Annotated in this window: 9 protein-coding genes; 8 read left to right on the plus strand and 1 reads right to left on the minus strand. The window is 70.0% G+C overall.

The features are described from left to right. Nucleotides 1-30: 30 nt before the first annotated feature. The 6 genes from ACKTSN_RS38910 to ACKTSN_RS38935 are packed head-to-tail and all read left to right on the plus strand — an operon-like array spanning nt 31 to nt 8,381. Nucleotides 31-1,005: a UbiA family prenyltransferase gene (locus ACKTSN_RS38910; protein WP_409473362.1), complete on the plus strand. Its 975-nt coding sequence runs from the start codon at nt 31-33 to the stop codon at nt 1,003-1,005. Further along, on the plus strand, nt 1,002-2,381 hold the full coding sequence (locus tag ACKTSN_RS38915) for a protoporphyrinogen/coproporphyrinogen oxidase (protein ID WP_409473363.1): 1,380 nt from the start codon (nt 1,002-1,004) through the stop codon (nt 2,379-2,381). The genes ACKTSN_RS38910 and ACKTSN_RS38915 overlap by 4 nt, the downstream gene beginning before the upstream one ends. An 11-nt stretch (nt 2,382-2,392) precedes the next feature. Then, nucleotides 2,393-4,000: a class I adenylate-forming enzyme family protein gene (locus ACKTSN_RS38920; protein WP_409475026.1), complete on the plus strand. Its 1,608-nt coding sequence runs from the start codon at nt 2,393-2,395 to the stop codon at nt 3,998-4,000. 42 nt (nt 4,001-4,042) lie between these two features. After that, entirely contained in the window at nt 4,043-4,909 is an 867-nt protein-coding gene (locus tag ACKTSN_RS38925) for a methyltransferase (protein ID WP_409473364.1), read from the plus strand. Further along, nucleotides 4,906-6,657 (plus strand): CoA transferase, encoded by a 1,752-nt coding sequence (locus ACKTSN_RS38930; protein ID WP_409473365.1) that lies wholly within the window; start codon nt 4,906-4,908, stop codon nt 6,655-6,657. The genes ACKTSN_RS38925 and ACKTSN_RS38930 overlap by 4 nt, the downstream gene beginning before the upstream one ends. Next, nucleotides 6,654-8,381 carry a class I adenylate-forming enzyme family protein gene (locus tag ACKTSN_RS38935; protein WP_409473366.1) on the plus strand — a complete coding sequence of 576 codons (1,728 nt, stop codon included), beginning with the start codon at nt 6,654-6,656 and terminating at the stop codon, nt 8,379-8,381. The genes ACKTSN_RS38930 and ACKTSN_RS38935 overlap by 4 nt, the downstream gene beginning before the upstream one ends. A 1,019-nt stretch (nt 8,382-9,400) precedes the next feature. On the opposite strand, the gene ACKTSN_RS38940 is transcribed toward ACKTSN_RS38935, so the two are convergent. Next, nucleotides 9,401-10,408: an IS110 family transposase gene (locus ACKTSN_RS38940; RefSeq protein WP_409467772.1), complete on the minus strand. Its 1,008-nt coding sequence runs from the start codon at nt 10,406-10,408 to the stop codon at nt 9,401-9,403. 158 nt (nt 10,409-10,566) lie between these two features. On the opposite strand from ACKTSN_RS38940, the gene ACKTSN_RS38945 reads away from it, so the two are divergent. Both ACKTSN_RS38945 and ACKTSN_RS38950 read left to right on the plus strand, forming a co-directional pair. Beyond that, on the plus strand, nt 10,567-10,959 hold the full coding sequence (locus ACKTSN_RS38945) for a winged helix-turn-helix domain-containing protein (protein ID WP_409473367.1): 393 nt from the start codon (nt 10,567-10,569) through the stop codon (nt 10,957-10,959). Nucleotides 10,960-11,525: 566 nt separating this feature from the next. Next, nucleotides 11,526-11,783, plus strand: coding sequence for a helix-turn-helix transcriptional regulator (locus tag ACKTSN_RS38950; RefSeq protein WP_409473368.1), 258 nt, complete (start codon nt 11,526-11,528; stop codon nt 11,781-11,783). The last annotated feature ends 88 nt before the right edge of the window (nt 11,784-11,871 follow it).

Genomic DNA, 11,871 nt, shown 5'->3' on the forward strand with positions numbered 1-11,871 from the left:
GACCTGAGCCAAGTCGAAGGAGCGTAGTTGATGACGGGCCACGCCGTCGGGCCTGGTACGGCCGACCACGTACGACCGGAGAGCAAGCTGCGCAGCTATGCCCGCCTGGGCAAGCTGGACGTCTACGACTACTACCCAAGCATCGCGATCGCGTTGTCCGCGGTGCTGCTGCCCGTCTCACGGTTCGAACCGGCCACCGCCTGGATGCTCGCGCTGTTCCTGCTCGGCGAGGTCTGCGTGGTCATGGCGATGGTCGCCCTGGACGATGTGACCGGCTTCCGCGACGGAAGCGACGCCGTCAACTACGGCCCGGACAACCCGCTGCGGAACAAGCTGCGCAAACCACTGGTGGCGGGAACCCTGACCCCAGGTGAGGCACTCGGCTTCGCGTGGTCCGCCGCCGCGGTCGGCGCGCTGCTGTGGGGTGCGGCCGTGGCGGTCGCACCGCACCGGCCGGTGTGGACCGTGGTGCTGGTGGCCGTCCTGTTCGTGTTCTCCCTCCAGTACTCCTACGGGCTGAAGATCAGCTATCACGGTTTCCAGGAACTGTTCCTCGTCGCGCTGGGCGCGGCGCTGGTGGTGGCGCCGTACGGCCTGGCGACGGGGGAGCTATCCGGCTTCGTGCTTCTCCAAGGGGTGTTGTTCGGGCTGGGGCCGCTGATGTTCGGCGTGTACTCCAACACCAACGACGTAGAAGGGGACCGCAGGGTCGGGCGGCTGACCGTCGCGTGCCTGGTGTCGCCTAAGGGCAACGCCGTCTTCATCGGTGCCCTGTCGGTGACCGAGTTCCTCCTGGGCGTGGCTGTGTCGGTGACCGGTGTCGCCCCCTGGTGGTTCGCGGCCCTGATGCTGCCCGTGACGGTGCTGCGCGCGAGGCAGTACCTCATCGGCTTCCGGCAGGGCGACATCATGCGTGCCCGCAGACTCGGATTCACCGTGCACCGCGTCAGCCTGCTGCTCCTGATCGCCGCGAATCTGCTCCTCGGACGGGGAGCGGCCGCGTGAGCCCCGACCTCGATGTCGCCGTCGTCGGGGCCGGGATCGCCGGGCTGACCACCGCGCACGAGTTGCGGCGCGCCGGCCTGGACGTCCGGGTGTTCGAGGAGCGGGACCACATCGGCGGCCGGATGCACAACTTCCGGCACGACGGATACACCGTCGACGAGGGCGCCGAACAGATCTCGCCGCACGGCTACCGCGCGACGTGGGAACTGCTCGGGCGACTGGGCGTACCGCTGAGCGACGTGCCTCGGATCGGCAGCTCCGTCGGAATATGGCGCGACGGCCGGGCCCGCCCCGGAGTGGCGGACAGTTCCGCGGTGCTGAGGGGTGCCGGGTTGTCACCACGCGCCCGGGTCGATCTCGCACGGTTCCTGGCCTGGACGGCGTCGCGCCGCGCGGAGTTCGACTGCGACCACCCGGAGCGCACTCCGCTGGGAGCGGTGACGATCAGGGAGTTCACCGCGCGCTACCACCGGGATCTGCAGGACTACCTGTTCCAGCCGGTATCGGGCTGCTTCTTCGGCTGGGACACGGCGCGCTCGGCGGCGGCGCCGATGGTCAGCATGCTGCTGTCCGTGGGCCCTGCCGGGAGCTGGCGGACGTACCGCGACGGCATGGACCTGCTGGCACGGCGCCTCGCCGAGGGACTCGACGTCGTCACCGGCCACCGGGTCCACCAGGTCGTCAGCGAGCGCGACCACGCACGGCTGTTTCTCGGCGACGACATCGTCACCGCACGCTCCGTGGTGCTGTGCGTGCCCGCCCCGATCGCGGTCCGGCTCCACGCCAACGCGCCCGAGGACGAGCTCCCCTATCTCTCGGCGTGCACCTTTACGCCGACCCTGAAGGTGAGCTGCCTGCTGGACCGGCCCCTCGCACCGTCGTCACGCGAACCGATGTACATCCTCCTCACCCCGGAAGCGGAGGACCCCGTGCTCTCCGGCATCATCTTCGACCACGTCAAGCACCCGGGCCGAGCGCCCGCGGGCAAGGGCCTGCTGAGTCTCACGGCCGCGGCGCGGACCATCCCGGACCTGCTCAAGGCACCCGCGGACGAGGTCGTGCGCAGGCTCGTCCGCGCCGCTCGGCGTTACGTCCCCGGACTGGAAGCGGCCTGCGGGCGGACCTTCGTGCACTCCTTCGTCCACGGCCTGCCGGAAGCCACCCCCGAAGCGCTCCGGCGGCGTGCGCGGTTCATGGCACGCGCTGTCCGGTCGGTGGAGTACGCCGGCGACTGGGTGATGCTGCGACCGGCCAGTGAGGGCGCCGTGCGGGCGGGAGCACTCGCTGCCTCTCGGGTCCTCAGCCGGTTGCGGCACCCCCCACGCACCACTGCGCGTACGACCGTACGGACCGGCGACGGGCGGAGGACCGCTTGAAACCGCACGACATGGGGACCCTGTTCGACGCGTGCGCGGACCGCGGCGCCGGAACCCGCGTCCACCTGGACCGGCCTTTCGACATCTCGACCAACGCCGACGCCGACGAAGCCGGGCTCGGCGGCGGCAGGACCGAGCACAGCGTCGTCCAACTCGCCGCGCTGGTCCGGGACGCCGCCGGCTGGCTGGCTGCCACCGGAGCACGTCACGGCGACCGCGTGGCCATCGTCAAGGACAACCACTGGGACTACGACCTGCTGGCCTGCGCGGCCGTGCGCCTGGGCGCCGTTCCCGCGCAACTGTCCGCGCACCTTCCCGCAGAGACGCTCAGGACGCTGCTCGGACGCCTGGAACCCACGCTGCTCGTCACGACGGCCGGCGTGCTGGAACGCGGCCGTGGCGAAGGCGTCGACCTCGCCTCCGTCGTCCCCACCGTCCTGGTGCTGGACGCGGCGGTGCCTGGTGCGGTCGCACTGGACGACGTACGGGGACACACCGCTCCCCGCCCCCGGCGGCGGCACGACGATGAACCCCTGGTCATCCATCACACCTCGGGCACCACAGGCGTACCCAAACTCGTCGTGCACTCGACCCGGACGATCATCGGGAAGCTGGCGCGGTTCGAGACGGTGCGCTACCCGGTGATCGGCCTGCGGCGCAGCGACACCCTGGTCAACGCGAGCGCGTTCGCGCACGGCAGGACGTTCTGCTGGACGGCGAGCGCGATGTGTCTGGCCCCACGGAAGATCGTGATCATCACGGGGCAGGACCCGGACCTCGCCGATCCGGTGCTGCGTGCCCATCCCCCGACCGTCATGGAGGCCCTGCCCGCGTCGTACGTCTGCTTCCAGCCGCTGACCGAGCGACTGGACAACCCCTTCCGACAGGTCCGCACGTTCGTCAGCACCTACGACGCCATGCATCCCCCCACCATCCGCGCCTACTTGCGGGCGAGCAGGCACCGCGGTCCGGTGTGGATGCAGGGATGGGGCCAGACCGAGACCGGCCCGCTGACGTTCCGCTTCCACACGCGGCGCTCCCTGTCCAAGGGATCGCCCGGCTCCTCCACCCGCAACCTGGGCCGCCCCGTCCCGGTCAAGACACGGCTGCGGGTGGTGGACACCGAGACCTTCCAGCCGCTTCCGTCGGGACAGGCAGGTCTCGTGCTGGCCAGGACCGCCGCCTGCGCCCTCGGCTACGTGGGCGAGGCGGACCGATGGTTGGCCAAGAGGATCGGAGACTGGTGGAACACGGGGGACATCGCCGTGCGCCACCACGACGGAACCATCGAGTTGCTCGACCGCGAAGTGGACCACACACCGCGGCTGAGTTGCCTGCGTACCGAGGACGTGCTCGAAGACCGGCTGCCGCAGGCCGTCGAGTGCGTCGTGCTCAACAGTCCGGGCGAGGCGCCGTTGCCCGTCGTCGTCACCGGGGACGGGGAACTGGACGAGGACAGCTGGCAGCGCGCCGTGCACGACCTTCCGCCCCTGCGGAAGCCGGTCGTCCTCACCTGGGAGCAGGTGCCGCGTACCGGCACCGGAAAAGTGCGGCGCACAGCGCTGCTGGAGCAGCTCACCGGGCGCACCGACACCTGCGGGTCCGGCCGATGGACCTGATCGAGGCGGAACCGACGGGCCGACAACGGAGAGGAGTCACCAGTGCGTCAGCCCCTGGCCGCGGATGCCGAGGGAGCCGCGGAGACCGGTTGTGTCTTCGACGCCGCGGAGACCGGTTATGTCTTCGACAACGACAACGCGCACAGCCGGGAACAGCACAGATGCCTCGCCGAGGCGTACGACCCGCTGACCCTCGGACGACTGGTCGAGACCGGTGTCACGAGGGGATGGCGGTGCCTGGAGGTTGGATCGGGCGGCGGGACCGTCGCGCGGTGGCTCGCCGACCGCGTCGCCCCGACCGGAGAGGTGGTGGCCACCGACATCAAACCGCACCACATCACCGACCGGCCGGGGATGGTCGTGCTCCGACACGACGTGACCACTGATCCGCTGCCAGAGGCGGCCTTCGACCTCATCGTCGCTCGTCTCGTTCTCCGGCACCTGCCGGACCGGCAGGCCGTACTCGACAAGCTGGTGGCCGCCCTCAAGCCGGGCGGCTGGCTCCAGATCGACGAGTTCGACACTTCCTACGAACCGCTGCTGCTCGCCCCGGACGCGCACGCGGCGCAGCTGTACCGTGCGTTCCTCCGCGCCAAGTGCGCCGTGATGCGGGCCGCCGGCGTCGATCCGCAGTGGGGACGGCACGTACCGGCCGCCCTGCGCGCAGCGGGCCTCGTCGCCATCGATCCCCGGCCGCACATCACCTCGTGGCACGCCGGATCGGCCGGTCTCCGGCTCGCAGTGCACCACACCTACCACCTGCGGGACGAGCTGATCGCCGCGGGCATGACCGAGCAGCAGCTCGACGAGGTGCGGACACTGCTGCGGGATCCGTCCTTCCGTGCCGCGTCCAGCGTCATGTACTCGGTACAGGGCCGACGCCCGGGAGCGGAGGAGGCAGCCCTGTGACGCGTTCCCTGTCCCTCGTGGAGTCTGCGACGGGGGCGCAGGTCGCCGCGCGATCGCTGGGTCTCGTGGCAGAGCCGGCCGACCTCGACGACCTGATGGACGGCTCCGGGGCCGGCCCGCTGGAGTGCGAGATCAGCTGGGCAGGCCCCGTCGACCTCCCGCTGTCCGACGAGCGCGCCGTGCAGGCGGCCTGCGGCATCATGCACGTCCATGGACGGGCCGCCGGACGCCCCGCTCCGCTCGCCGTCGACTACGCCTCTGCGGCGGCGGGCGTCCTGGCGGCGCAAGGGATCCTCGCCGCATGGATCGCCCGGTCGAGAGGCGTGCGGGTGACCTCAGTCCGTACCTCGGTCAGCCAGGCCGCGCTGCTCGTCCTCGCGCAGTACCTCGGGGCCGCGACCGCCGACGACGACTGGCGGGAACCCACCGTCCCCGGCAGCTCCACGTTCGTCTCCGCGGACGGGGTGCGCTTCGAGTTCGAAACGCTGGATCCGCAGCGGTGGCTGCGCTTCTGGACACGGCTGGGCGCCGACCCCGCCGCTGCCAAGCGCGGATGGCGGCCGTTCCAGGAGCGCTTCGCAACCGCCACATGCCCCCTGCCCCCCGAGTTGCACGAGACGGTACGGCGGACATCGTTCACGACCGTCCGTGCGGCGGCCGATGGCGCGGGAGCCTCTGTACTGCCGGTCAGGGAGGACCCGGGACCGCCGGCGCCCGCTCGGCCCTGGACGCTGGCTCCCTTCCCGGACCAGGGCTCTTCGGGCCTGCCCGGCCAGAGGAAGAGCGCGGAGGCCGGCCCGGTATCGGATCGACCACTCGCCGGGATACGTGTCATCGAATCAACCCGGCGGGTGCAAGGCCCGATGGCCGGACACATCCTTTGGATGCTCGGTGCGGACGTTGTGCGCATCGAGCCACCCGGAGGCGACCCCATGCGCGGCATCCCACCGATCGCGGGCGGTTGCTCGGCCCGCTTCAGCGCGCTCAACGCGGGCAAGTCCGTCACAGAGGCCGACATCACGACGGCCGAAGGGCGCCGGACCGTCCATGAGCTGGTATCCGGAGCGGACGTCTTCCTGCACAACTGGGCGCCGGGGAAAGCGGCGCAGCTGCGACTGGACGCCGACGATCTACGCCGTACACGCCCCGGTCTGATCTACGCCTGGGCCTCTGGGTGGGGTGACAGCCTCGGTTCCTCGTCGCCGCTCGGCACAGACTTCCTGGTACAGGCCCACAGCGGGCTGGCCGCGGCACTGCGCCCCGCGGACGAACCGCCGGCGCCCTCCCTGATGACGCTCACCGACGTACTCGGAGGGCTGGTGTGCGCACAGGGCGTGCTGGCGGCGCTGCTCGCCCGGATCCGCACCGGGCACGGCGGACGCGTCGACTCGTCCCTGTACTCCGCCGCGACCGTGCTGCCCCGTCCCGCCCGGCGCGCCGAGTGGACGGCGCTGGACCGGCCGCTGCGTACGGAGGACGGCTACCTTGCCCTGGGCCGCGAGGCTCGCGAACGGCCGGAGCACTTGGCGGCAGCCACGGGGCTCGGCGCCTGCGCCGGCATCACCGAGATCACCTCGCAGCTCCGCAATCTGCCCACGGCGTTCTGGTCGCGGCGGCTCGCCGAGGCGGGCCTGACCGCGACCGAGGTGTGCGCCGACCTTCGGCAGCTGGCCAGGGACCCGCGTTTCAGCAGAGCACTGTCGGTCGGGGAACACGTGTTTCCCCTGGCCCCGTGGGAGTTCTCATGAGCGAGGCGTGGGTGTCGAACAACGGCGTCGAGATCCATGACCTCGTGCCCGCGGCCGATCGGCGCGCGTGGGCCGCACAGGGACACTGCCCGGACCGGGACCTCTACACGCTCTTCCGTGAGCACGTCCGGCAGCACCCCGGCCGGGAGGCCGTCATCGACCCGGCCGGGTCGATGGACTACGCGTCCCTCGACGCCCACGTACGGCGGGTCGCCGCCGTGCTCGCCGCAGTGGGGCTGGGGGAGCGGGACATCATCGCCCTCCGCCTGCCCAACGGCCGCCATGCGGTGGTCGCCGAGCTCGCGGTGGCGGCGATCGGCGCTGTGGCGCTGGCGTACCCGCCCGGGCGCGGCAGCCGGGACACGCTGAGCCTGCTGGGCAGGTCCCGCGCCCGAGGGGCCATTTTCACGGACCCTCTCGACACCGCGCTGAGACGTCGGCTTCCCCATCTGGAAGCCGTGTTCACGTTCGGTCGGGGACGCCCTGGCGCGCTGTCGCTCGACACGCCTTCCAGGCGCGGCTGGCATCCCCGGCCTGTAGACCCCGAGGCGCCGGCCCGGATCCTGGTTTCCTCCGGCTCGGAATCCGAACCCAAGATGATCGCCTACTCGCACAACGCGATGGCCGGTGGCCGCGCCAACTACCTGCGTGCGCTCCACCGCGGCGACGCCCCGATGCGCAACCTCGTCCTGGTCCCTCTCGCCTCGTCGTTCGGCTCCTGCGGAACTTCCGTCACGATCGCGGCTCTCGGAGGAACACTGTTGGTACGGGAATCCTTCGACCCGGCCGCGACCCTGCGCATGATCACCGCTGAGCGTCCCACGCATGTCTTCGGGGTGCCGACCATGCTGCGCCGCCTGGCCGACCAACCGGCCCTGCCGGACGAGGACTTCACGTCCCTGCGAGCAGTGGTGTCCAGCGGGGCGGCGCTCCCTCGCGCCACCGCCGACGCGTGCCGTCGCCGGCTCGGCCGCCCTGTCATCACCGTGTACGGATCGTCGGACGGCGTCAACTGCCACACGGCTGCCACCGGGCTCTCCCCATACACCGGCACAGGACTTCCCGACCCCGCGGTGGCGGAGATCCGCATCGTCGATCTCCACGCCACCGACAGCCGTGCCCACGCCAACCCGCTGCCTCCGGGGCAACCGGGTGAGATCTACGCCAAGGGGCCGATGACCCCCCTGTGCTACGTCGCGAGTCCCGACCTTGACGCCCGCTACCGGACCGCGACGGGCTGGGTACGCACCGGTGACCGAGGAATGCTGGACCAACACGGCCGGTTGCATGTGCTCGGCCGCCTCAAGCAGATCGTCGTACGCGGTGGCTACAACATCAGCCTCGCGGAAGTGGAGCGGGAACTCGGTGCGCATCCCGCCATCGCCGAGGTCGCGTGCGTCGGCGTACCCGATGCCGACCTGGGCGAGCGCTTGTGCGCGTGCGTCCGCGAGGCACCGGGCGCGCCACCGCCCACCCTGGAAAGTCTCAACGAGTTCCTGGAACGGGAACGCGGCCTCGAACGTCGAAAGCTGCCCGAACTCCTCCTCCGTGTACAGGAGATGCCTCTCGGGCCGACGGGGAAGATCTGCCGGAGGACACTGGTCACGATGACATCCGAACGGTACGCACGTCCCCCTGGGAGGCGGGAGGAGCGTGACAGTGCCGTCCTTGGGCCTGATCCAAGCGCTACAGCCAGGGTTCGTCGATCAGTTCGTCGAGGCTGACGGAGAGCCGTCCGCCGTAAAAATCGCCACGGTGCGCGAAATCTACCGGGGACGCTCCTACATCGACGTCTACGACCGCTTCGGTCTGCTGACGGACAAGTCTCTGTTCACGCACTGCGTGCACATCGACGATGCCGACCGTGCGCCTGGCCGCCGTCGGCTCCTGCTGTACCGCACCCGCAACCTCACGGCGCCGGAGCCGGGGGCATCGAGCGGGGTGTCCTCGGCGAACTGCGAGGGGACTGCCACACGGCTTGCTCGGTGCATGCCTCATATGACGAGACCGGCACCCAAGTGCAGGTCTCGGCAGCGGTGTTCGGCCCGGAGCACGGGCCCGCTGTGAACGTGAGGACCACTCGGCCCGTCGGTGATGACCAGGCCCTGATCGACGAGGTGACGCAGATGCTCCGTGACGAAGGCGCCGGCCCCCTTCTCCCACCGGGATAGACGGCCTTCACCGACGGCCTCACTGGATTCGCCCACGGCAGACGAGAAAGAGCGCCAAGGGACTGGAACCACTCCCGGAGATCATGTCAACGTACACCCCCCGGAAAACACCACCCATGAGGGCCGGGCCTGTCAAGGGGGCGTAGACGGCCCCCGCCTGCGGCTTTTCGGTGGGATGCCGGGGCGTTTTTCCTTGCGGACCTTCCTCGCGGTCTTTGTGGGGGGCCGCCGCGTGGGAGGGGTCCAGTTGGAGCGCCCGGAGCCCCGCGAGGGACGAGCGGGGCGAGGACGAACGAGCTGGACGCCGACGAGCGGCGGCCGAGAATGGAGGCCGAGGAAGCGTCACGGATGTTGGCAGAAACGGTCGTTGTCATCCCCGGTACCGGCTGGTCGGCGGAGTGGTCTCACACACACCCATTCGGCGTCCGGCCGCAGGCCGGCGCCATGACCATGGTGCGGGGATCCGGGTTGCTCAGTCAGGTCATCGAGCGCGGCCACAGGGCCGTCTCATGGTGTTTTGCGAGCTCGCCCGGGGGTTTGCGACCGCCTGTGGCGGTTGTCGTGTGCTGCTGTCATCGCGCCCCCCGGTGGTCCTGCCGGGCCGGGACGGCGCGCAGCAGGTGGTAGGCGTGGGTGAGCAGTTTTCGGGCGATCGCGGTGGTGGCGATCTTCTTGCCGCGGCGGCGGGCCAGGCGCTGGTAGGCGGGGGCGAACTGCGGGGACCGCTTGGCGCTCTGTGCGGCCTCGCACAGGATCCATCGCAGCCAGTTGGAGCCCTGCTTGGAGATGTGTCCGTGCCGCACGGTCAGGTCCGAGGCGCGGACGGTGGGGGTCAGTCCGGCCCAGGCGGCGAGCTTGCGGGCGGAGGGGAAGCGGGTGACGTCACCGATCTCGGTGACCATGACCTGCGCGGTGAGTACGCCCACCCCCGGCAGCCGGGTGAGCGCTTTGATGCGGGGGTCGCCCCGTGCGGTGGCGAGCAGCTGCCGGTCCACCGTGTCGATCGGCTCCTTGAGGGCGTCCATCAGGACCAGGAGGTCGTCGACCACGCGGCGCGAGGCGTCGGGCAGATCAAGGCTGTCGAGCCAGATGCGGCCCGGAGCGGTGAAACAGCTGCCGGGACGGTCGCAGCCGTAGTCCGCCAGGACGGCGTGGACCCGGTTGCGCAGCAGGGTGCGCAACCGCACCAGCTGGCAGCGGTGCCGCACCAACGCGCGCTGCTGCCGCACATCCAGCGGGGCGATCCACGCCTCCGGCAGCAGATCGGCGCGCAGCAGCTGGGCCAGGGTGGCCGCGTCGACCTTGTCGTTCTTCAGCCGCGCGGAGGCGATCGCCTTGCAGCGCAGCGGGTGGACCAGATGCGGCTCGAAGCCGTAGTCCTCCAGCAGCTGAACCAGCCAGCCCCAGCCGTAGGCGGCCTCGAAGGCGACCGGGGCGCCGATCGGCAGATCCCCGATCACCGACAGGACCGGTTCGACCCCGTTGGGCACGTTGCGGTTGGCCCGCACCGCACCGTCGTCCTCGACCACCGCGATCTGTGACCGCTTGCGGTGCACGTCGATACCGACGTAGACAGACATCGAGGGCCTCCTTCCTGAGCCCGTACATACCCGGACGATAGGTATCGCCGGGCTGAGCAGGGAAGGGGGCCCGGCCCTCATAGGGTCAGTTCAGAGACGTTCCAAGCGGTGAGGGTGCCAGCTGTTCCGGCGCCGGTCTCCGTCCCCTGTCTCGCGCCATGGTCCCTACCAAGGAGGCCCACCTGCCGAAGTCCACACTTCGATCGGTCCGCTTCACCGCCCCGGTCCTCCTGGCGCTCGGCGCCATGAACGCATGGACCGCCCAGACGACGTCCGACTACGCCGCTCTCTCCACCGCCCTGTGCTTCTGCGTATGTGCGGCTGGGCTTTTCGGTGAGGACTTGGTGCAGCGCGGATACCGCCAGGACCTGATGGTTCTCGCGCACGTCGCGGCCCACCCTGGTGCTGAGACCCGTGGCATTGCCCGAGCTGTCGGTGCCCCCGAGCGTGTCGTGACTCGCAATCTCAGCCGGCTCACCGAGGACGGGCTCTTGGTCCTGGTCGATGACGACGCACACCCCGCGCTCAGGTCTTACCGCTTGGCCTCGTAGCCCTCGAAGGCGGGGCGAAATATAGACCACGATCCCCGGTTACCGAAACCGGGGATCGTGCAGAGCATTGATGGTGTTCGTACCCGGCTGTGCTTGGCGGTGGAGCCGTGGCGAACAGCATGACCGTGCCGCAAAGACGTAGGGAGGTAATGAGCGGTTCACGGCCGGTGCTGCACCGAAACGCAACGCTTGTCCGCTGAAAGGCAGCGATGCCACGCCGAACTGGCGGGGCCCCGGCGTTGCTGATTCCGCTCTGTCGCTCTACGCGCCTCTTCGCAAGGAACCCCACCCCATGTGCCGATTTGCGATACCCCCTGCCCTCTTTCGCTGCGAGATGGCTGCCCAGCTCCTCCTCGACGCTCATGAAAACAGCGGGGTGGAGTCATGGCAGTAGCAGCACGACCTGGGGCAAAGCTGACCGTCGACGAGGTGTGCGAAACGTCATGGGTGGGCGGAGAGCCAGCTCTCCGCCCACCCGACCTGCAACCGTCGTCACCCCAAAGAGATTCTCTCGTGCCCGCAAATCCGTTGCATGTCTTTCGTCCGCGCCCGTTTCTCCGGGCGCTATGCGCTCCGCGTTCCTCACCGTGCAGGACGCTGCCAAGTACCTCGGCCTCTCACCACACACGCTCTACGTCTGGCGGCACCGGTGGCAGGGGCCGCCGAGCTTCCGCATGGGGCCTCGCGGTCGCGTCATGTACAGGCGGGAAGCCCTCGATGCCTGGATCCGTGAACAGGAACAGGCCGACTCCCGTTCCAACACCGCCCTGAACCCGGTGAGCGCGACTCCGCAGCAACGGATCAGCCGTACCACCAGCGTCTGAGGCGCCAGACGCCGCAGAGAGCGAAGTTTCCCCCTCGACAAGGAGGCTCACCTGCCCGGCTATATCGAAGACCGCTGGATCAAGAAGA

Origin of the sequence: Streptomyces flavusporus, assembly GCF_046267975.1 — a bacterium.
GTDB classification, from domain to species: domain Bacteria; phylum Actinomycetota; class Actinomycetes; order Streptomycetales; family Streptomycetaceae; genus Streptomyces; species Streptomyces flavusporus.

What these genes read in the sequence shown, in the direction of transcription:
- ACKTSN_RS38910 (WP_409473362.1), top strand. Translation starts at nt 31, where the DNA reads ATGACGGGCCACGCCGTCGGGCCTGGTACGGCCGACCACGTACGACCG.
- ACKTSN_RS38920 (WP_409475026.1), top strand. Translation starts at nt 2,393, where the DNA reads ATGGGGACCCTGTTCGACGCGTGCGCGGACCGCGGCGCCGGAACCCGC.
- ACKTSN_RS38935 (WP_409473366.1), top strand. Translation starts at nt 6,654, where the DNA reads ATGAGCGAGGCGTGGGTGTCGAACAACGGCGTCGAGATCCATGACCTC.
- ACKTSN_RS38940 (WP_409467772.1), bottom strand. Translation starts at nt 10,408, where the DNA reads ATGTCTGTCTACGTCGGTATCGACGTGCACCGCAAGCGGTCACAGATC.
- ACKTSN_RS38945 (WP_409473367.1), top strand. Translation starts at nt 10,567, where the DNA reads ATGGTCCCTACCAAGGAGGCCCACCTGCCGAAGTCCACACTTCGATCG.
- ACKTSN_RS38950 (WP_409473368.1), top strand. Translation starts at nt 11,526, where the DNA reads ATGCGCTCCGCGTTCCTCACCGTGCAGGACGCTGCCAAGTACCTCGGC.